Source organism: Streptomyces sp. TG1A-8 (assembly GCF_030499535.1).
Classification (GTDB): Bacteria; Actinomycetota; Actinomycetes; order Streptomycetales; family Streptomycetaceae; genus Streptomyces.
Map to the genome: position 1 here is coordinate 32,816 of NZ_JASTLB010000001.1, position 19,802 is coordinate 52,617.

General features: G+C 67.8%; 18 protein-coding genes and 1 pseudogene. 14 read left to right on the forward strand and 5 right to left on the reverse strand.

The genetic code is table 11. The features are described 5' to 3' along the window. Positions 1-35: 35 nt before the first annotated feature. From QQY24_RS00170 to QQY24_RS00180, 3 genes are read left to right on the forward strand one after another with little or no spacing between them, the layout of a single operon-like run. Positions 36-1,844 (forward strand): hypothetical protein, encoded by a 1,809-nt coding sequence (locus tag QQY24_RS00170; RefSeq protein ID WP_301970633.1) that lies wholly within the window; start codon positions 36-38, stop codon positions 1,842-1,844. Beyond that, entirely contained in the window at positions 1,841-3,922 is a 2,082-nt protein-coding gene (locus tag QQY24_RS00175) for a hypothetical protein (RefSeq protein ID WP_301970634.1), read from the forward strand. The genes QQY24_RS00170 and QQY24_RS00175 overlap by 4 nt, the downstream gene beginning before the upstream one ends. A gap of 56 nt (positions 3,923-3,978) precedes the next feature. After that, positions 3,979-4,347, forward strand: coding sequence for a hypothetical protein (locus QQY24_RS00180; protein ID WP_301970622.1), 369 nt, complete (start codon positions 3,979-3,981; stop codon positions 4,345-4,347). Positions 4,348-4,402: 55 nt separating this feature from the next. On the opposite strand, the gene QQY24_RS00185 is transcribed toward QQY24_RS00180, so the two are convergent. The 3 genes from QQY24_RS00185 to QQY24_RS00195 form a co-directional block, all read right to left on the reverse strand. After that, positions 4,403-5,662 (reverse strand): MFS transporter, encoded by a 1,260-nt coding sequence (locus QQY24_RS00185; RefSeq protein WP_301970635.1) that lies wholly within the window; start codon positions 5,660-5,662, stop codon positions 4,403-4,405. A gap of 49 nt (positions 5,663-5,711) precedes the next feature. Further along, complete coding sequence (locus tag QQY24_RS00190) at positions 5,712-6,470, reverse strand: GntR family transcriptional regulator (RefSeq protein WP_301970636.1); 759 nt, start codon at positions 6,468-6,470, stop codon at positions 5,712-5,714. Between the two features lie 309 nt (positions 6,471-6,779). Continuing rightward, a complete protein-coding gene (locus QQY24_RS00195) occupies positions 6,780-7,124 on the reverse strand; it encodes a DUF6191 domain-containing protein (RefSeq protein WP_367657963.1) in 345 nt (114 codons plus the stop codon). A 195-nt stretch (positions 7,125-7,319) separates the two neighbouring features. On the opposite strand from QQY24_RS00195, the gene QQY24_RS00200 reads away from it, so the two are divergent. The 5 genes and pseudogenes from QQY24_RS00200 (at position 7,320) to QQY24_RS00220 (ending at position 11,622) form a co-directional block, all read left to right on the forward strand. Then, positions 7,320-7,523 carry a hypothetical protein gene (locus QQY24_RS00200; protein WP_301970619.1) on the forward strand — a complete coding sequence of 68 codons (204 nt, stop codon included), beginning with the start codon at positions 7,320-7,322 and terminating at the stop codon, positions 7,521-7,523. A 355-nt stretch (positions 7,524-7,878) separates the two neighbouring features. Further along, positions 7,879-8,991 (forward strand): tyrosine-type recombinase/integrase, encoded by a 1,113-nt coding sequence (locus QQY24_RS00205; protein WP_301970618.1) that lies wholly within the window; start codon positions 7,879-7,881, stop codon positions 8,989-8,991. After that, positions 8,988-9,316: pseudogene (locus QQY24_RS00210) on the forward strand (helix-turn-helix domain-containing protein). The gene QQY24_RS00205 and the pseudogene QQY24_RS00210 overlap by 4 nt, the downstream one beginning before the upstream one ends. Positions 9,317-10,228: 912 nt before the next feature. Next, entirely contained in the window at positions 10,229-10,612 is a 384-nt protein-coding gene (locus QQY24_RS00215; RefSeq protein WP_301970637.1) for a hypothetical protein, read from the forward strand. A 92-nt stretch (positions 10,613-10,704) separates the two neighbouring features. Continuing rightward, entirely contained in the window at positions 10,705-11,622 is a 918-nt protein-coding gene (locus QQY24_RS00220) for a hypothetical protein (protein WP_301970638.1), read from the forward strand. A gap of 102 nt (positions 11,623-11,724) precedes the next feature. Here the strand turns inward: QQY24_RS00220 and QQY24_RS00225 are convergent, their stop codons facing one another. Continuing rightward, complete coding sequence (locus tag QQY24_RS00225) at positions 11,725-13,002, reverse strand: MFS transporter (RefSeq protein ID WP_301970616.1); 1,278 nt, start codon at positions 13,000-13,002, stop codon at positions 11,725-11,727. Between the two features lie 210 nt (positions 13,003-13,212). Between QQY24_RS00225 and QQY24_RS00230 the strand changes: the two genes are divergently transcribed. The 6 genes from QQY24_RS00230 to QQY24_RS00255 all read left to right on the forward strand — a co-directional run bounded on the left by QQY24_RS00230 (position 13,213) and on the right by QQY24_RS00255 (position 18,913). Then, on the forward strand, positions 13,213-13,602 hold the full coding sequence (locus QQY24_RS00230) for a hypothetical protein (RefSeq protein WP_301970615.1): 390 nt from the start codon (positions 13,213-13,215) through the stop codon (positions 13,600-13,602). A gap of 172 nt (positions 13,603-13,774) precedes the next feature. Next, positions 13,775-15,361, forward strand: coding sequence for an ABC transporter substrate-binding protein (locus QQY24_RS00235; protein ID WP_301970639.1), 1,587 nt, complete (start codon positions 13,775-13,777; stop codon positions 15,359-15,361). Between the two features lie 20 nt (positions 15,362-15,381). Beyond that, a complete protein-coding gene (locus QQY24_RS00240; RefSeq protein ID WP_301970640.1) occupies positions 15,382-16,350 on the forward strand; it encodes an ABC transporter permease in 969 nt (322 codons plus the stop codon). Continuing rightward, positions 16,340-17,221 carry an ABC transporter permease gene (locus QQY24_RS00245; RefSeq protein ID WP_301970641.1) on the forward strand — a complete coding sequence of 294 codons (882 nt, stop codon included), beginning with the start codon at positions 16,340-16,342 and terminating at the stop codon, positions 17,219-17,221. The genes QQY24_RS00240 and QQY24_RS00245 overlap by 11 nt, the downstream gene beginning before the upstream one ends. Before the next feature lie 56 nt (positions 17,222-17,277). Then, entirely contained in the window at positions 17,278-18,189 is a 912-nt protein-coding gene (locus tag QQY24_RS00250) for an ABC transporter ATP-binding protein (RefSeq protein ID WP_301976090.1), read from the forward strand. After that, entirely contained in the window at positions 18,182-18,913 is a 732-nt protein-coding gene (locus tag QQY24_RS00255; protein ID WP_301970642.1) for an ABC transporter ATP-binding protein, read from the forward strand. Before QQY24_RS00250 ends, QQY24_RS00255 begins: the two co-directional genes overlap by 8 nt. Before the next feature lie 51 nt (positions 18,914-18,964). On the opposite strand, the gene QQY24_RS00260 is transcribed toward QQY24_RS00255, so the two are convergent. Next, positions 18,965-19,612 (reverse strand): superoxide dismutase, encoded by a 648-nt coding sequence (locus tag QQY24_RS00260; protein WP_301970643.1) that lies wholly within the window; start codon positions 19,610-19,612, stop codon positions 18,965-18,967. Positions 19,613-19,802 lie beyond the last annotated feature (190 nt).

The window sequence follows — 19,802 nt, forward strand, 5'->3', positions numbered from 1 at the left end:
GCCCTGCGGCCCCGTCACGGGTCGGTGTTCGCGAGGTGTCGACGGTCGATGGTCAGGGCCGCCATCGGACGGTGACATTCGATCCGGCACGCTTCACCTGCGCGAAGCTGGCTGGGGAACTCGCGGACGAGTGGGTGGAGTTGGTGGAGGACGCCCGTTACGGGCCGACCTCGGCGACGCACTACCGGCAGACGATCGAGGCGTTCTGCACGCATGTCGATGCCACCGTCCCGCGGCCTCACCGGGCGAGTCTGGCGGGCACCGACCCGGACCTGCACCACGCGGTGACGGAATGGGTCCGTCTGCTGCCATCCCGGCACAGGCCCGGCTCGCGAAGTCCGGCCTGGCACGCGGGTCGGCTGAGGACACTGATCGGACGACGGTCGCTCCACACCGAGCGTGTCGTCGCTGGGCACTTGCACGGCTGGCTCGAAGGCGCCCTGGGATTGCGCCGCGGGGAGACCACTGAGCTGGACGAGTTCTCCCGGGCCGACAGGAAGAAGATCGTCCAGGCCGCCTGGACCGCCCGCTTGGACATTGAGAGGCGCCTCGCCCGCGGCTGGGACCTCGCGGCCCGCGGCCGCGATCCACGCGAGTGCGGCTGGACCGAGGAGGCCAACCTCCTTTGGGCGATCGCCCACAATGCCCTGAACTGCACGGAGATCAGCAAGGCCCTGCCATCCTGGCGGGACATGCCGCCGAGCCTGCGGCAACTGGTACCGGCTGGCACATCCCCGGTCGCCGCGAAGGCCGCAGTCGTCAGGGGCCTGGTGAGGCAACTGTTCCTGCACAACTCCGATCTGCAGGCTTACCGGATCTTGCTGATGGCAGCCACTGGCCGGGCCCCGGAGGAAGTGGCAGCGCTTACCGAGCACGACATCGAGTTCGGCTCCTCCAGCGTGACCATCGACTTCAGCAAGGGCCGGGCCCGCGCCCGAATGCGCCAGGCGTTCAGTACACCGGCACCGGCGAGCCCGGCTCTGCTGCACCCGGCCCGGCCCCGGCTCGACGCCGGGGAGATCTGCCGTCGGCTGCTGGAACTGAACAGGCCGCTGGCCGAGCGGTTCGGCATCTTGCCTGTCCCGCTGTTCCTGCGGGCGGCAATGTTCTGGCCGCAGGTCACACCGGCCAGGCTCGACCGGACGTCGACCTTCGCCGGCTGGCTGCGGGAGCGAGGGTTGTCAGTCGACGGCCAGCCGGACATCCGGCGCCTGCGCAAGTCCAGCAAGGTTGAGAAGGCCATCGCCTTCAAGGGCCGCGTCAGCGACATCGCCGACGACCACTCGGTCCAGACCTTCCACCGCCATTACGCGCACGGCACGACCTTGACGGTGATCGCTGGCAGCGTGGTCACCGCAGCGCAGACGCGGTGGCTCGACAAAGCGGTGGCCGGTCCCGTCGTGCTGGGCGAGGAAGCCGAGAAGTCACTGGGCCAGCCGGGTTCTGCGGCCGCCCTGGGGCTGTCGGAGGAGGAGGTCGAACAGCTTCGCACCGGGCAGCTCGACATGGGCGTCTCCAACTGCAGGGACCCCTTCGCCTCTCCCTACGGACGCGCCGGCCAGCTCTGCCCGGTCGCCCCCACTCGCTGCCTTGAATGCCGCAACGCGTTCGTGCTGCCCTCGAACCTGCCCCAGCTTCTGCTCTTCTCCGACCATCTCGAGCGCCTCCAGCTGCGGCTGTCGCCTCAGCTCTTCCACACGCTCTGGGGACAGAGCCGCGTCAACGCCATCGAAGCGATCAAGGCCCGCACCGACGCAGAGATCGCTCAGGCCCGCCGCCAGATCGCCGAAGGCACGGCGGCCTTGCCTCTTCCCCTCTCGGCACACGTGGAGTTCGACGCATGACCAGCCGCCTGCCGCTCGCCCTGCCCGTCTCGGTCTTCCGGGACGACGAGCCCGTCATCCAGTCCCACCCGCTCATGGAAGGCGCCTGTCCGCCACTGTTCGGCAGCATCGGCTGCTGGGACCTGAACGGCATCGTCCGCAGGGCCCCGAACCTGGCTTCCGCCGGCTTCCGCGTGATCTTCCGCGAGCTGGATCCTCAGTGGAATCTCCTGGCCCGGGAGATGGCCATGATCTGGTTCAACCCGCGCCACCCGGCTGTACTCGCCCGCGGGCTGCATCTGCCACCCGACCCGGTGGCACCGCACACGGTCTCCCAGCGCATCGGGCACCTGCGAGCCCTGCACACCTACGGCGTCTCCCGGCAGCTTCCCCCATGGGTCGGCGACTGGAGCGACGACGACTTCAAGACCTACATCGAACACCGCTGCAAGCAGGGCGAAGCGGCCAGCGCCACCGGACACGTCCACGTGATCAAGACCCTGCACCGCTTCCGGGGAACACTGGCCAGCAGCGGGCTGACGCGCGATCCCTGGCCCGACACCAGCACGAACGCCGTCGTCAACCACCCCACCGTCCCCGAACTGAAAACCCCGGTGATCCGGCCGGAGACATGGTTCCCGCTCGTCCGCGCTGCATGGACCTACATCAACGACTTCGGCCCCGACATCATGCGAGCACTCGATCACTGGCGCCGTCTCCAGGCCGAAGCCCGCCCCCTTTCCACGGCCGAGGCCGACACCCGCTTCACCGCCTGGCTCGCCGATCCCAGCAACAAGGTCCCAGTGCACCAGCTCACGGGGAGAACAACCGTGAACTGGCAGCTGTTGACCTTTCTGATCGGGTTCGAGTCCCGCAAGATGGCCTTCTTCACCAAGCAGAACCGCGCCGGCCTGGCCCGCCGAGCCGCTGCCGAACGGCTCATTACGGAGGGCCGCATCCGCACCAGCCTGATCGACGGACTGCGCGAGGTGTCCAGGCCGGACGACAGTTGCGGCCCCTGGCACGACAGTCTCCAGCCCCGCGAACTCGCGGTCGAGTGCCTGGCCCTGCGCAACGCCTGCTACGTCTTCGTCGCCGCGCTGTCGATGATGCGTGACTGCGAGATCCGTGAGATCACCAAAGATGCCCTCACCGAGTACTTCGGCACCCCGGCAGTGAAGTCGGTCAAACGCAAGCTCGATCCCGACCTGCCCACCGCCCACTGGTGGATCATCACACCAGTCGCCCAGGCCATCGAAACCGCCATACACCTGTCGACGAGCGATACCCTCGCCTTCGCGGCGGTCACCCCGCGCTTCCACGGCAGCGGCTTCACGAGCCAGACCGCCATCACACGCTTCATCAAGCACGTCAACCGTCACCGGAGAAGCACCGGCCTTACCGAGATCCCTTCCAGCAAGGTCACTCCGCACATGTTCCGCCGGACCATGGCCATGCTCACCCGCGACTATCCCGGCTCGGAAATCGCCGTCGGGATGCAGCTCAAGCACGCAGCCACCCGCGCCCTGGCCAACCGCTGGACCCAGGGCTACATGGATCACGACCCCTCCTGGGCCCGTCTCCTCACCACCGCCATCGCCGAACGTCGGTTCCAACGGCTGAGGGATCTCTTCGACGCCGACAGCCGCGGCGAGGCTATCGGCTTCGGGCCCGGCGCTGACCAGATGCGTTCGGCCTTCGCTGCCGTCCGAGAGAAGGCCGAAGCCCTCCGAGCGAACGGAAAGGCCCAGCGAGGGGACATTCGCGTCGAACACGGCCTGCTCAAACGCACCCACCTGTCGATCCGGTTCGGAAAGCTCAACCACTGCACCATGGACGAGAACAACCCCGTCGGCGCGAAGTGCCTGGAAGATGCCATCGTGCCCCCGGGGCACCGAGGGCCACTCATCGACCGCTGCCAGCCCGCACGCTGCAGCAACAGCATCATCGCCCCCGAACACCTACCGATCTGGAAGGCCGAGCACGATTCGCTGAGCCGGCTCCGTGACCAGCCACGGCTGCCCCCGAACCGCCGAGCTGCCATCGACGAACAGATCCGTGACGTCGAACTCGCGCTCAGGAAGGCAGACGGCGTATGAGCGAGGCCCCTCAGCTCAGGGTCTCTGCGCGGGCGGAGAAGGCTCTACGAGAAGCTATGGAGCGACTTTTCACCGGCCGACCGGCCCGTACCGACGGCAAGCTGACAAAGAACAACCTCTGGCGGGAGGCCGACGTCAGCCGAGCCACCATGAACCGCGCCACCGACGTGCTTGCTGACTGGGACGGCCATACCGGCCGAAGCCCGGCAAGTCTCCACGGCCAACGGCAAGCGCAGGAGATCGCTGACCTTCGCCGCCAACTCAAGAACAACCGGCAAGAGCGACAGCAACTCCAGGACCAGGTTGACGCAGCCGCTACCGTCATCGCCGTCTTACTCGCGGAGAACACAGCCCTGCGCAAGCAAGCCACCAAACAATCAGCCGTCATCATCCCCCTCGACCGCACTCACTTCATTACTGAGTGAAGACCCCTTGGCCCTACAGGTCGTACGCGCTTGTTTGTCAGCCATTAGCCACACCTCAACGCGCGAACTCAGGGGCCTTCTCCGTGGGCAACGTGCGCATGGTTCGAAGCGGTGACAGAAGGTTGGGAAGGACACTCAGCGTCATACCTGCTGCACCAATCCACAAAGTGCCTGCCGCTCCGAAAACGGAGCCCAAGGCTCCACCCAAAAGCCCACCGAGAGGTATGCCACCCCAGGAAACAAACCGAGCTGTTGCGCTCATCCGGCCCAGAAGCCGATCCGGTGTCAGGGCCTGCTGGATGCTTGACTGAGTCACCACGCGGACGACTCCCCCCATTGAAAGAGTCGCGAGTCCGATCGCAGCCACATACACGCTCCAACCCGCTTGCGCCAACGGCATGAGCGCGGTCAACGGACAGGTAACCAGCGATGCGAGCCAGATGACCGTACCTTGCCCGACCCGCTTGGAGACCCTGGTTGCCAACAGTGCGCCCAACAAGGCACCGCAACCCATTCCCGAGAAAATGAGGCCGATACCAACGGATTGGAGGCCAATCTCCCGCTCCAAAAAGACCAGCAACATGGCCTGATACATAACCAGGAAGAGGTTGAATATCGCATCCCCCAGCATGATCGCACGTAAGGTAGGGGACTTGATGACGAACTTCAGCCCCTCCTTGATCTCTCGGGCCAATTGAGGGTGATCACTCGACTCAGGCTTACGTTCGCGTTTCCGGATGGTGATCGCGATCAGTCCCGACATAGCCATCCCGACTGAACTCGCCAAAAGCGTTGCAGGAGCTCCGACCAGGCCGACCAGCGGCCCTGCCACCGTCGGCCCGCTGATACTGGTCACCGAGCGTATGGCCGAAAGTTTTGAGTTTCCTTCCACCAGATTGCCGCGTCCCACCAAGTGCGGGAGATAGCTGACGTATGCAACATCGAAGAAGACAGTCAGCACTCCGTGAACCAAGGCGACTGCATATACCCACCAGATGGTGAGAAGACCCGCCCACCACGCCACCGGAACCGTCAAGAGGAACAGCGCGCGAGCGAGATCAGTGCTGATCATCACCGATCGCTTCCGCATTCGATCCACCCATGCACCAGCCGGCAACCCGACCAGGAGCGATCCTGCCGAAGTCATCGCGGCCAGTAAGCCCACTTGGAACTCGTCGGCATGCAATGCCGCGATGGCAACCAGAGGCAAGGCCAGAACGATGATGCGGTCGCCCAACTGACCGAGCGCAGTGGCAACAAACAATCGCCCGAAGTCCTGATTATGCAAGAGGCCGAGCCGGGAAGATTTTGGCATGGCATACCCTACTGTCGAATTTCCGATGTCTGTTTCATGGATTCAACGACTACGGACGGTCGACTCCGAACTCGTAGACCACTTCCCGGCGCACGTCCGGAATGACCATGTCGGCCGTTTCCACCGGGCGTCCGTCCGTGTCGAAGATGGTCCGCTCGATCTGTAGCACGAGGTCCCCCAGGCTGATCCCCAGCAGGTTCGCCTGCACCTGGGTGGCACGAGCCGGGCGCGGCACCTCAACCACTGTCGAGATGACCACGCCAATGGAACGCATACGTTCGACCACCCCTTTTCCTGCTAGGGGACCCATTTCGGGCAGCACAATCGGCGTTCCATCCGTGATAGCCATCGGCTCCCAGGATTCGGAAAGCTGGACGGGTTGCCCATCGGCGAGGAACTCGTAATGCGTATTGACACAGAGATCCCCAGGGCTGATGGCGAGCCGCTCAGCGATTGGCTCGGGGGCGGGGACGCGCACCTGACTGTGTGAATCCCAGGCGTCGGCCCTGCCCCGCTCCCTCCTGTCGGGCCAACACCGGGAGCCCTCCCGGCGTTCGCGGTGCCGCGAACGGATCAGCCGCAGGCGCTCTCGCGGCGTGCGGACGTAGGTGCCCGAGCCGGCGCGTCCTTCGAGAAGACCATCGATGATCAGACGGTCCATGGCCCTCTGCATGACGTTGCGTCCGACCCCGTACTCCACGGCGAGTCGTGCCCGGGACGGCAGGCGCTCCCCGATCTCCCACTCTCCCGAGAGGATCCGTGCGCGCAGTACGTCGGCTACTGCGAGGTACGGCGCCTCTCGGGGCATGGATGATCCTCCGGTTGTCCTACGCTACGGCAGCTGATCGTTCCCAGGGGGCGGGCGTTGGCAAGTTACTGCACCAGGAAAAAGCTGCTGGAGTAGAAATACGTTCCGAGCTCACGCTCCTGTGGAGGTGGTCGGCAAGCAGACCACCTCGACCTGTGATCGGCCGTCGGCCGCCAGGGCGTGGACTCGGCATGCTGGTGCTGGGCAGACAGTCCGGTAGGACGACCAACTTCTGCGGACTCAGCGGATGCACGTGGCTGGAGGTACCCGAGAACTCCTGGCAGTCGAGCACGGGCGGATAGGGAACCGTTACGGCGCGTCGTACCTGCTCGTGGCGCCCTGCACGGGGCGGATAACTGCCTTGCCGGAGTCGAGGTCAACAGAGCTGGGGGGTGCACCGGATTCGGCGTCGTCCCGGAGAACAAGTTGGCGTTCCCGCTCCTGTTGCACGTGTCGCTGTGACGGATGGAAGAGCTCGCCCCACGCCTCAGCAGTGGATGCTCCGCCACCGCCATACCTGCGCCGCCGCCAGCCGACCCACGTAAAGAGGAACAGCCATAGGCAAATGACGACACTGCCAGTCGCAAGCAGCAAGGGTTCTCGCCTTCCGGGCACCGATGGTCCGTGCTGACAGTCTGCTGACCAGCGGGGCACGACCGCCAGTGCAAGCCGAGCCAATGACTTGGCGGTAAGAGAGGCAGCTCAGCCGCCGGTGTCTCATGAGACACCTCGCAGTCTGGAGAAGGACGGGTTCAGGGCCCTGATCTCCGTGGAAGCGGGCCGGGCGGTGCTGCGTTCGAGGCGCGGCACCGAGATGGCACCTCGTTTCCGGAGATCGTGGCCGGGGCCGTGCAGCTGCCTGACGCCACAGCGCTGGACGGCGAGCTGGTCGTATGGGACGCCGCGGGCCGCCTCGCGTTCGAGCGCCTGCAGAACCGGCTTCAGCGGCGCGGCGCCGGGGCGGCCCGGGCTGCAGGCGAGTGGCCGGCTCACTTTGTCGCGTTCGATCTGCTGAGGCTGTCCGGAACCGACACGACCAGTTGGCCGTACTAGCGGCGCAGGGCCGCGCTCGAGTTCGTGTTCGCCGCCCCCGGCTGTCCGCCCCGTGGGCGCTGTGCCCATCGACCACCGACCCGGACACCGTGCGCGAGTGGCTGACGTGGGCGTCGGTCGGAATGGAGGGCCTGCTTTTCAAGCGGTTGGACAGTGTGTACGAGCTTGGGGTGCGGGGGTGGCGGAAGTACAAAACGCGATGAATTGCAGTTAATGCAACATCGTACGTCTCGCCAGAATCGCCGTTTCCGCTGATCACTCCCCCAACTTCCTTGCCGTGTCGGCGTCACAGCGGAGCCGCGACCAGGACGGTAGCGATGGACGCAACATTGATGCGTTTGATACAACAACCGCCATGGTCGCTGAGGCACCCGGTTCGGCGCGTCTCCTCCTCGCTCCGAACGTCGTACACCTGGCTCCGGAATCAGCGGTGTTCACGGCGATGAAGGAGGGCTGGGCCCGGCAGCAACACGCCCGGTTCCTGAAGGCTTCGACGATCGAACCGCGGCTGCGTCTGATCAACCGGTTCGAGGTGTTCACGGGGCTGTACCCGTGGCAATGGACTCCAGCGGATGGCGAAGCGTTCATCGCGCACCTGCGTAGCGGCGCCAATCCGATCCGTATGTCGACGGCGCGGACGTACGAGGTGACGATCACCTTGTTCGTGGAGTACCTGCTGGACCGCCGGTACGGATGGGTGGACACCTGCCGGGAGCGGTTCGGGCAGACACCTCAGGTCGTCTTCCACGAAGCCAACTCGGTCCTGCACACGCTGGAGTACGAGGGCGACCCTCGGCGTCGGCCGCTGACCTACGACGAGGTCCAGGCCCTGTTCGACGCGGCCGATGCCCGGCCGGCCCAGATCCGCGGACACGGGCGGAAGGGGACGCTGACCGCGCTGCGTGACGCCGCGGTGCTGAAGACGATCTACGCCTACGGAACCCGGCGCACCGAGTCCTCCATGGTCGACCTGGTGGACTTGCGACGGCATCGGAAAAGCCCGCAGTTCGGGCAGTTCGGCTCGCTGGCGGTGCGGTACGGGAAGTCGTCCAAGGGGGCGCCGCCGAAGCGGCGGACCGTGCTGCTGGTGCCGGAGATGGACTGGGTGGTCGACGTCCTGGACGAGTGGGTGCATGAGGTGCGTCCCCGGCTGGCGCCGGGCCGGCATCCGGCATTGTGGGTGACCGAGCGGGCCGGGCGGATGTCGCCGCGCTCGATCAACGAAGCCTTCACCACAGCTCGGGACGCAGCCGGTCTGGATGCAGCCCTCGATCTGCACTGCCTTCGCCACAGCTACATCACGCACCTGACGGAGTTCGGCTACCCCGCGCGGTTCGTGCAGGAGCAGGTCGGCCACTCCCATGGCTCGACAACAGCCATATACATGGGTGTCTCCGACGAGTACCGCAACCACCTGCTGGAGGCTTCACTGAAGCGCCGGCTCGGCGACGACTGGGACCTGACATGATCAAAAAAATGGGCTACGAGTGGCGGCTGCGGCAATCATGGCCGAGCAGGAGATGTTCCACACCTCAGACCTCGTGCCGCTGCTCGCGGAGCGTGGGGTGAGCCTGTCACGTGAGCAGGTCTACCGGCTGGTGACGCAGCCCCCGCAGCGGATGAGCATGGACACCCTGGTCGCGCTGTGCGACATCTTCGGCTGTACCCCAAACGACCTCATCAAGCCGACGGTCGTCAACGCGCAGGTGAAGAAGACCGCGGGCGGCGAGGAGGCACCGCTGTCGCTGACGGAGCGCCGGACCAAGATCCGGCGCCCGGGGACGGCGTCGTGAGGAAGTACCTCACCCCGGACCAAATCCGGCTGCGCGAGGACCTGGCCGGGGCCCGTGACCGGATCATCGTCCTGCTGAACCTGGCCGTCGGAGAGTCCCTCGGCATGGAGCAGGCGCAGGAGTTCGTCGAGAAGGCGCGGGCATGGAGCGGTGCGAACGCCTTCCGCCTGCTGCGCTACCTCGCGTCCAGACCCGACGCGCTGAGTGCGCCGACGCCGGACTGCCCGCCCTGCGGGGTACGGCTGATCGCACTGCTGATCGCCGGCGGCCACGGCGAGAACGTGGGCCTGGTGCCCTGCGCTGACTGCGGGCGGACGGACCCGTTGCCGATGTACGCCGGTCCCGAAGGGCGGCTGTGCCACGGCTGCTCCAGCCGGCGCCTGGCGGTTCCGTGCGCGCGGTGCGGCAAGCTCGCGAAGGCAGTGGCACGTCGTCCGGACGGACGGATCTGCCAAGTGTGCAAGGAGAAGGAGCCGGGCTCGCGCAAGGAGTGCGTCAGCTGCCGCCGGATGATGATTCCCGCCCGGCACCTGCCCGACGGCACATACCTGTGCCAGACCTGCGCCCCCAAGAAGCTCCAGACGTGCTGCCGCTGTGGCCGCCGACGGAGGGCGAACGCGCTGACCGCCGACGGGCCCGTCTGCGGGACCTGCTACGCGAGCCCTGCGCCGGTGCGGCATCTGCGAGCAGGTGGCGCCCATCAGGGTGCGGGCCAAAGGCGAGGCTCACGACATCTGCTACCGCTGCTACGTGCGGCCGGAGAAGCTCTGCACCGTATGCGGGCGGATCCGTCGCGGCCACCACATCGACCACGGCAATGGACCGTTCCGCTGCGATGGGTGCGTCCCACGCGAGGCCCGCAAGCGGCGGCTGCACGTGTGCGCATTGTGCGGCCAGGAGCGGAAGGTGGGCGTGTTCTGGCCGGTAGGGGCCGTCTGCCCCTTGTGCTACCGGGCTGCTCTGACGCAGCCGGAATCGTGCACGATGTGCGGCCGGCAGCGCATTCTCGTGGGCCGCACCCCGGACGGCGGCCGGATCTGTAAGGCGTGCTCCTTCCCCGACGAGCGGCCCGATTACTGCTCGTCCTGCCAGCAGCCGGCTGACCTCCTGCCGGGACGCCGCTGTCCACGCTGCACCCTGCTCGCCAAGGTGACCCGCCTGCTCTCACGCGACGGAAGCACCCTCGATGCCTCCCTGCGGCCGCTCGCCGATGTACTCAGCGACGCTTCCAACCCCTACCCCGTCCTGGCCTGGCTGCGCCGAAGCCCCGCCGCGCGCCTCCTGGGCAGCTGGTAACCGCGCCCGACGAACTCGACCACGCGGCCCTGGACGCGCTGCCCCAAGGACACGCCACCACCTACGTCCGTAGCCTGCTCACCACCGCAGGCATGCTTCCGCCACGCGATGAGAACCTCGCCCTGCTCATCAACTGGACGGCCCGCACCCTGGCCAAGCTGCCAGGACATCAGGCGACCTTGATCCGTCCGTTCGCCGAGTGGCACATCATCCGCGACGCCCGCCGGCGCTCTGCGCGCGGCCGCTACACCTACACCGCCCACAAGGGCGACTGCGCCAACATCCGCGCCGCCATCGACTTCCTCACCTGGCTGGACACCCAGCAACACACCCTCCAGAGCCTCACACAGGAAGACCTGGACGTCTGGGCAATCTCCAGGCCCGCCCTGCGAGCCCGCTCCATCCCTTTCATCCGCTGGGCCGGCGCCCGCCACCTCACCCGGGTCGGCCTGACCATCGAACACCCGCCCTCCCAACTCCCCGGCCAGTTCCAGATCGAAGAAGAGCACTACGAGGAACTACGCCGGTGCCTGAACGACCCCACGCTTCCGTCGGACGTTCGCATCGCCGCAGCCCTCATCCGCCTCTACGCCCTCCCTCTGACCCGCATCGTCGAACTCACCGCCGACCACCTCCACCACGACGCAGATCACACCTACCTGACGATCATCCGCCACCCCGTCGTCCTGCCACCGAAGCTCGCCCGCCTCATCGACGACCACCTCGAAGACGCATCCCGGCACGGCAACGAAGCCACCAGGTACCTGCTGCCGGGCCGAGCTCCCGGGCGCCCCCGAAACCCTGCGGGACTGTCCGACAAACTCAAGCGCTACGGCCTGCCCGCCCGCGCAGCCCGGAACACGGCCATGATGGAGGCGCTCGCCGACCTGCCACCCGTCGTGCTCTCCGACTTGATCGGCATCCAGCCGAGAACCGCGGAACGCTTCGCAGCCATGGCCGGCGAGAACTGGTACGACTATCTGGCCGGTCGCCATTCTGCTCGCGCGTGAGGTCACATAAGGGCACAGGCGCACACCGCGGGCGGCTTCACGCTGGTGTGTCGGACAGTTCGCATCCCGGACGGCATGAGCCCGGCGCTGTCTTGGTGGCCGCTACGCCTGCTCTACCGTGCGGTGATCGTTTGCGACTGTCGGTTGATCGTCTGGTGTCAGGCGGTTGATGCGGTACACATCCGGCACGCAGAGGTTCAGAACGGTAGCGGCAGCGATCATTCCTGCACAGGTCAACAGCACTGCCTGGCTGCTCCATGAGTGGGCAGCAAGAGCGGTGATGAGGTAGCCCAGGGGGATGGCGAGGCGTTCCCCAACGCCGTTGAAGGCGCTCATGCGGCCCTGTTCCGCCTGAGGCACACGTTGTTGGAACGCAGTGGTCCAGGCGACGATCGCGACATCGAGCCCGACCCCTGCAAGTATCGTGGCCAGCAGGACGAGAGACAGCGGCACCGTGCAGGCCATGGCGGCCAAGGGGAGCGCGAGAGCACCGGCCGCGACGACCGCGACCGTGAGCAGTCGGTACGGTTTCCAGCGCAGGCAGACGAGGGTTCCCACAAGCAGACCACAGGTGAAGGCCGCCTGGATCAGGCCCCAGTCGCGGGCTCCGGCGTACTGTGCTGCGGCCACGAGCGGGCCGAGAAGCTGGAAACCCGCCAGCCATGCAGCGACCAGGACCGTGCCGACGGCCGTGTAGGTCCACAACCAGGTACGCGACCAAAAACCCGCCCAGCCCGCCCGCAGGTCGCTCAGCACACCGCCCGGTGCAACGAGCGGGGCATCCAGACGCAGGCCAAGAAGCAGGACAGCCGCGGCGGCGAACGTGAACGCATCCCAAGCCAGTGCCCATGCCGCACCGCTGGCGGCGACGATGACACCGCCGACGACCGGACCCAGCACCTTGACCGCGTTGCTCGGGAGCCTAAGCAGCGCGTTGGCCTGCTGCAGTTGCTGCTCCGGAACGATCTGCGCAACAGCGCCCTGCGCAGCGGGCACGATGAACGACGCCGCCGTCCCCGAGACGAAACCGCATGCTGCGATCGACACTGTCGTCGCACGGCCGGTCGCCACGGTGACGGCCAGCGCACCCTGCGCGCCAGCGGCCAGCAGATTCCCTATGAAGAGGAGCCGGCTGCGGGACAGGCGGTCCGCGAACAAGCCGCCCGCGAGCAGGAACACGATCGTGGGAACGGTGGTCGTGGCAAGCACCACACCGAGAGAGCCCGCTCCACCGCCTTGCTCAATGAGAGCGTAGGCCAGGGCAAGAGGGGCCATCGCAGACCCTGTGGCCGAGATGAGATTGGCCGACACGAATCGCCGGAAACTAGCAATCTTCAACAGGGTACTGATCGACGTCGGTGACTCGTCGGCGGTTTTCATGATCTCCCCAGGGCTCGGCGCAGCGAGCACCCTAGTGCAGGAGCACGCCGCGCCGAACGTCAGTGATCAGAGTTGGCCGACACCCCTCGCCTCCTCAAAGGCCGTGCACCAGGCCTCCGTCGGCAGCGAGTTCGGCCACCGGCACGCGATGGGTGGCTCTGCCCCAGCAGTGAATAGCGCAGCTCTCGAATACTGCTGCTTCACCAGTAAGTGCGGGAGACCACCGAGGCGATCGTCGGCGCGGTCACCGGCCCTTTGTCCGCTCCCCGCAGTCTGCTGCTCGGCAGGTACGACGACGACGGCCGCCTGCAGTACACGGGCCGCACCACCACCCTCGCCCGGGCGGCGGGTAGCACGGTCGCCGGGCTGCTCGCCCCGGCCCGGCGCGGTTATCCGTGGACGGGCTGGTCGTTCTCCGCTGGGTGGGGCAGCCGGGAGGCGCTGGACGTCACGCTGGTGGAACCCGAGCTGGTGGTGGAAGTCGGCGTCGACGTCGCCCGCGATGCCTCCGGCCGGTGGCGCCACCCCGCGCGCCTGTACCGTGCCCGCCCCGACCTCTCCCCCGCCGACATTCCCCGCATGACGGTGCCGCCGCATTGACGGCCGGCCTCGGTTGCGTTGCGCCGCGCCGCCGTCAGCTGGTGCGTCAGCGGAAGGCATTGCCCCATGACGGGATCGATGCGAGCGGCCGACTGCCCACCATCCGACCTGGGTATCGCTAGTTGCAATTAATATGCAACAGCTTTCAGTCATCAATAAGGGTGTGGGGTGCATGACGGTCCGACGGATACGGACAGCCGCTGCGACGGCGGCGATACTCACTGGTGTTGCCGCCTGCTCGGCTCCCGGCAGCAGCACGGGCAGTGGTGACGCGGCGGACTCCGTCGTGATCGGGGTGGCCTCTGAGCCGGACACGCTCAGTCCGCTGCTCGGTTACGGCAAGGACGGCAACTCGAAGATCTTCGACGGCCTGCTGGCCAGGGACGCCGATCTGAACCTCAGACCGGCGCTGGCGAAGGCGCTGCCGGAGGTCTCCGCCGACGGTCTGACCTACACCTACACCTTGCGCGACGGTGTGAAGTTCAGCGACGGCGAGCCGCTGGCCCCGGCCGATGTCGTCTTCACGTACGAAACAGTCCTCGACGCGAAGACCAACAACACCTCCCGCAGCGAGCTGGACGCCATCAAGGACGTGCGGGCGAAGGGTGCCGACAAGGTGGTCTTCACCCTCAAGTACCCCTACGCGCCCTTCGCCGGGCGCACGGTGCTGCCCATCGTCCCCGAGCACGTGGCCAAGGGGCAGGACCCCAACACCGGCCCGTTCAACACCAAGCCGGTCGGCACCGGCCCGTACGTCCTCGCCTCCTGGAGCAAGGGGGAGAAGCTCACCTTCAAGGCCAACCCCGACTACTGGGGCGGCGCGCCGAAGGTCAAGAAGGTGACCATGGCGGTCATCAGGGACGACAACGTGCGCGCCACCCGGCTGCGCTCCGGCGACCTCGACGGCGCGATCCTGCCGCCCAACCTCGCCGCCACCTTCAAGAACGACAAGGCGAAGAAGACGTACGACGCGAAGACGTACGACTTCCGCACGGTCACCCTCCCGCAGGAGAACAAGGTCACCGGCGACCGCGCCATCCGCCGGGCTCTCGATGCCGCCGTGGACCGCAAGGCCATGGTCGACAAGATCCTCGACGGGGCCGGGCGTCCGGCCTACGGGCCGCTGCCCGTCGACGACCCCTGGTTCGCCAAGGGCATCGAGCGGGGGCAGGACCTCGCCAAAGCCCGGAAGATCCTGGACCGTGCGGGTTGGAAGGTTGGCGCAGGCGGCATCCGCGTCAAGGACGGGCGGCGGGCCTCCTTCACCCTGCTCTACCCGTCCGGTGACAAGGTCCGCCAGGACCACGCCCTCGCCTACGCCTCCGACGCCAAGAAGGCCGGCATCGAGGTGAAGGTGGAGACGGGCACCTGGGAGGTCATCGAGCCGCGGATGAAGAACGACGCGGTCCTGGCCGGCTTCGGCAGCAACGGTGACCCCGACTACGGCCTGTACACCCTGCTGCACTCCTCCCTCGCCGGCGACGGCTTCAACAACATGGGCCGCTACAACGATGCGATCGTGGACAAGGCACTCGACACCGGCCGGCGCAGCTCGGACCAGGCGACCCGCAAGGCTGCGTACGACACCCTGCAGCAGGAGCTGGTGAAGAACCCCGGCTACACCTTCCTCACCCACATCGACCATGTCTACGTCCTCGCCGACCGCTGGACGGGGTTGAGCACGCAGGTCGAGCCGCACGAGCACGGCTTCGCCTCCGGTCCGTGGTGGAACCTCGAAGCCTGGCAGCCGAAGAAGTGAACCGACTCCCTTGGGGAGCGATGGCACGGCTGACGGGGCGGCGGCTGCTGTTCGCCGCCCCCGTCCTCCTCGTCGTGACCTTCGGCGTCTTCGCGATCGCCGCGGCCTCCCCTTTCGATCCGGTCAAGGCGTACGCCGGCACGGCCGCCCTCGGCGCCGACGCTGAAACTCTGGAGCGGCTGCGGGAGAACCTGGGCGTGGACCAGCCGTTCACCTCCCGCTGGTGGCACTGGCTGACTGCCGCGCTCGGCGGTGACCTCGGTCAGTCCAGCGTGATGCGGCAGCCGGTCGCCCAGGTCATCGGCGAACGCCTGGTCTGGTCGAGCCTGTTGTGCGCGGTCGCGTTCGTGGTGGCGGTGCTTGCGGGCACGGTGCTCGGGGTGCTGGCGGCCCGCCGCCCCGGTTCCGTCCTCGACCGGTTGATCACTTCCGTGGCGTACTCGCTGGAGGCGGCGCCCGTCTTTTGGCTCGCCCTGCTGGCCGTCTGGCTGTTCGCCCTCCAGCTGGGCGTACTCCCGGCCGGCGGTCTCACCGACACCGCGAGCGAGCAGGTCACGCCCTCCGAGGTGGCAAGTCATCTCGTGCTGCCGGCCGGGGTGCTCGCAGTCTCCCAGCTGCCCTGGTTCACCTTGTACGTCCGTCAGGGCGTCGGTGACGCGCTCGCTGAGGATCCCGTACGCGGCGCGCGGGCCAGGGGGTTGAGCGAGCGCACCGTGCTGCTCGGCCACGCCCTGCGCTCCGGGCTGCTGCCGGTTTTCACGCTGGTCGGCTCCCGGGTGCCCGAACTCATCACCGGCGCCCTGCTGGTGGAGAGCGTCTTCAGCTGGCCCGGCATCGCGGCGGCCACCGTTCAGGCGGCCACCGCCGTCGATTTCCCGCTGCTCGCCGCCCTGACGACCCTGGCCACCGCCGCGGTGCTCGTCGGAAACCTTTTTGCCGACCTGCTCTACGGCCTCTTCGACCCGAGGGTGAAGTTCAGTGACATGTGAACCTGCGGCCGAGCCCGCCTGGCGGTCGCACGGCACGAACCGCCGCTCCACCAGGACCGTGCGGGTGCGCGTCTCGGTGGCCCTGACCGGCGTCATCGTCGTCGCCGTCCTCCTCGTCCCGCCGCTGGTGCAACTCGACCAGCAAGCCGTCGATCTGGGCGCGAAGTTGCTGCCCCCCAGCTGGTCGCACCCCTTCGGCACCGACGACCTCGGACGGGACCTGCTGCTGCGCTGCGTCTACGGCCTGAGAGTCTCCCTGCTCGTGGGCGTCGCAGCCGCCCTGACGGCCACCGTGATCGGCACGGCCGTCGGGGCGACCGCCGGAGCACTGGGCGGCTGGGTCGACCGGGGCGTCATGCGGGTGGTCGACACGGTCGCCTCCGTGCCGCACCTGCTGCTGGGCATCTTCATCGTGGCCATGTTCCGGCCCGGGCTCTGGCCGGTGGTGGTCTCGGTCGCGCTCACCCACTGGCTGTCCACCGCCCGGATCGTGCGCGCCGAGGTGCTGTCGCTGCGCTCGTGCCCCTACATCGACGCCGCCGTCTCCGGGGGCGCGTCCCGGTGGCGGGTGGCGGTACGGCATCTGCTGCCCGCGGTGCTGCCGCAGGCGGCGCTGGCCGCCGTGCTGATGGTGCCGCACGCCATGTGGCACGAATCCGCCCTGTCCTTCCTCGGGCTCGGTCTGCCCACCCACATGGCCAGCCTCGGCAACCTCATCCAGGACGCCAGGGGATCTCTGCTCGCAGGGCAGTGGTGGCCGACCCTCTTCCCGGGGCTGTTCATCATCGTCCCCACGCTCGCCATCGCCGGTCTCGCCGGAGCCTGGCGGGAGCGGATCAACCCGCGCCGCCGATCGGAGCTGATGCTGTGACGGTCACCGACCGACCTCCCGTTCTCTCGGTGCGCGGGCTGTCCGTGCGCTTCCTCATGCCCGGTGGCCGCCGGATCGCCGCCGTCACCGACGCCCACTTCGACGTGGCGGCCGGCGAGTGTCTCGCCCTGATCGGCGAGAGCGGCTGCGGCAAGTCGGTTCTCGCCTCCGCCCTGCTCGGGCTGCTCCCCGCCAACGCCCAGAGTGCGGGCCAGGCGCGCCTAGGCGAGCTGGACCTGCTCGCGGCCGACGAACGAACTCTCACGCGGACGGTGCGGGGCCGCCTGATCGGGCTCATCCCGCAGAGCCCCGCCGCGCATCTGACGCCGGTGCGCACGGTGCGCTCCCAGCTGGAGGAGACGGTCGGCGCGCTGACCGACGCACGAGGGCGTGCAGCCGTCCGTTCGGCAGCCGAGAGCGCTGCCGAACGCGCCGCCTTCCCCGCCGACCACCTCGACGGCCACCCGCACCAGCTCTCCGGCGGCTTGGCCCAGCGCGCCGCCACCGCCCTCGCCCTCGTCGGCGACGCGCCCCTGCTGCTCGCCGACGAACCCACGACCGGCCTCGACCGCGACCTGGTGGACCACACGGTGGACGAACTGCGACGCCACGTCGACGACGGCGACCGGGCCCTGCTGGTGATCACCCATGACCTGGCCGCCGCCGAACGCATCGCCGACCGCGTGGCCGTGATGTACGCGGGCCGGATCGTCGAACTCGCCGACGCGGACGTCTTCTTCGGCCCTCACGGCCCCCGCCACCCCTACAGCAGGGGCCTTCTCCAGGCCCTGCCCGAGCGCGCCTTCCTTCCGATTCCCGGTATGCCGCCCGAACTCGGCGACCTTCCTGACGGGTGCGCCTTCGCCCCGCGCTGCGAGCAGGCCACCGACGCCTGCGCCGCCCTCCCGCCGACGGCCGGCGGCATCGCCTGCCACCACCCGCACGTACCGGAGGACCTCAGTGCTTGAACTGCACGCCATCACCGCCGGATACGACAGGAAAGCCCCCGTCGTCCGCGACGCCTCCCTGACCGTCGCACCCGGTGAGGCCGTCGGCCTGCTCGGCCCCAGCGGCTGCGGCAAATCAACCCTCGCCCGCGTCGCAGCCCTGCTGCACCGCCCCGAGTCGGGCACCCTTGTCCTGGACGGCAAGCCCGTACGGCGCTGGCGGCACCGCGCACCCCGTGACCTGCGCACCGCCATCGGCGTCGTCTTCCAGCAGCCCCGGCTGTCCGCCGACCCCCGGCTGCGGCTCACCGACCTGATCGCCGAGCCCCTGCGCGCAACCGGCCGCCGCGACGAAGTACCGGACCGCATCACCGAACTGGCCCCGGCCGTCGGCCTCACCCCCGACCTCCTGGACCGCCGCCCCCACGAGGTCAGCGACGGCCAGCTCCAGCGCGCCTGCCTCGCCCGCGCCCTGGTCCTGCGCCCGCGCTGGCTGATCTGCGACGAGATGACCGCGATGCTAGATGCCTCCACCACGGCCGCCCTGGTGGCGGCCGTCGAGGACTACCGCGCAGCCACCGGTGCCGGTCTGCTCGCCGTGGGCCACGACCACGCCCTCCTGCACCGCTGGTGTGGCCGCGTCCTGCACTGGAACGAGGTCACCGGCCGGGCCCCGTCGGGCATAGGAAAGCTCCCGCAGGCATCCGGCCTGCGGGAGCCGTCCGTCGTACCGCCTGCTACGTGAAGGGTGAGAAGACGATCACGAGCAGGACGTCTGTGCGGCGCTGCTACGGCGTCACGGGGCAAGCAGCAGGCTGTCGCCGCGCTCCTTGGCGGCGGCGTAGCGCCGGGCCACGTCCTGCCAGTTGACGACGGCCCACATGGCGTCGATGAAGTCGACCTTCTGGTTCTTGTACTGCAGGTAGAAGGCGTGCTCCCAGGCGTCGAAGACGAGGATCGGGGTGGAGCCCTGGCCGACGTTGCCCTGGTGGTCGTAGACCTGCTCGACGATCAGCCGGCCGCTGACGGGCTCGTAGGCAAGAACGCCCCAGCCGGAGCCCTGGGTGGTGGCGGCGGCTTTGGTGAGCTGGGCCTTGAAGCCGGCGAAGGAGCCGAAGGACTCGGTGATCGCATCCGCGAGGTCGCCCACGCCGTCGGCGGCCAGCGGCTCGCCGCCGCCCTCCTTCGGGCCGGTCATGTTCTGCCAGTAGATCGAGTGCAGGATGTGGCCGGACAGGTGGAAGGCCAGGTTCTTCTCCAGGCCGTTGATCGAGCCCCAGGTCTCCTTGTCCCGTGCCTCCGCCAGCTGCTCCAGCGTGTCGTTGGCGCCCTTCACATACGCCGCGTGGTGCTTGTCGTGGTGCAGCTCGATGATCTCAGGGCTGATGACCGGAGCGAGCGCCGAGTAGTCGTACGGAAGTTCCGGGAGCGTGTACACCGGCATGTCCAACGTCCTCCGACATAATTGCGAATGATGTGCAGATGCACACTATCAGCAAGAAGTATGACTGCTGATCAGGCATTGGACCTAGGACTCGGGGCCGTGCCGGGGCAGTTGGAACCAAAACCTCGCCGTATGGCACGGTCATGGGAAAGGGCGGAAGCCGTGAGGGCTGTCCAGCGGTCGGCACATG

Bases quoted from the DNA above. Each gene is read 5' to 3' on its own strand.
- QQY24_RS00205 (WP_301970618.1), top strand. From the start codon at position 7,879: ATGGTCGCTGAGGCACCCGGTTCGGCGCGTCTCCTCCTCGCTCCGAAC.
- QQY24_RS00175 (WP_301970634.1), top strand. From the start codon at position 1,841: ATGACCAGCCGCCTGCCGCTCGCCCTGCCCGTCTCGGTCTTCCGGGAC.
- QQY24_RS00220 (WP_301970638.1), top strand. From the start codon at position 10,705: ATGCTTCCGCCACGCGATGAGAACCTCGCCCTGCTCATCAACTGGACG.
- QQY24_RS00260 (WP_301970643.1), bottom strand. From the start codon at position 19,612: ATGCCGGTGTACACGCTCCCGGAACTTCCGTACGACTACTCGGCGCTC.
- QQY24_RS00185 (WP_301970635.1), bottom strand. From the start codon at position 5,662: ATGCCAAAATCTTCCCGGCTCGGCCTCTTGCATAATCAGGACTTCGGG.
- QQY24_RS00250 (WP_301976090.1), top strand. From the start codon at position 17,278: ATGCCCGGTGGCCGCCGGATCGCCGCCGTCACCGACGCCCACTTCGAC.
- QQY24_RS00190 (WP_301970636.1), bottom strand. From the start codon at position 6,470: ATGCCCCGAGAGGCGCCGTACCTCGCAGTAGCCGACGTACTGCGCGCA.
- QQY24_RS00180 (WP_301970622.1), top strand. From the start codon at position 3,979: ATGGAGCGACTTTTCACCGGCCGACCGGCCCGTACCGACGGCAAGCTG.
- QQY24_RS00240 (WP_301970640.1), top strand. From the start codon at position 15,382: ATGGCACGGCTGACGGGGCGGCGGCTGCTGTTCGCCGCCCCCGTCCTC.
- QQY24_RS00225 (WP_301970616.1), bottom strand. From the start codon at position 13,002: ATGAAAACCGCCGACGAGTCACCGACGTCGATCAGTACCCTGTTGAAG.
- QQY24_RS00235 (WP_301970639.1), top strand. From the start codon at position 13,775: ATGACGGTCCGACGGATACGGACAGCCGCTGCGACGGCGGCGATACTC.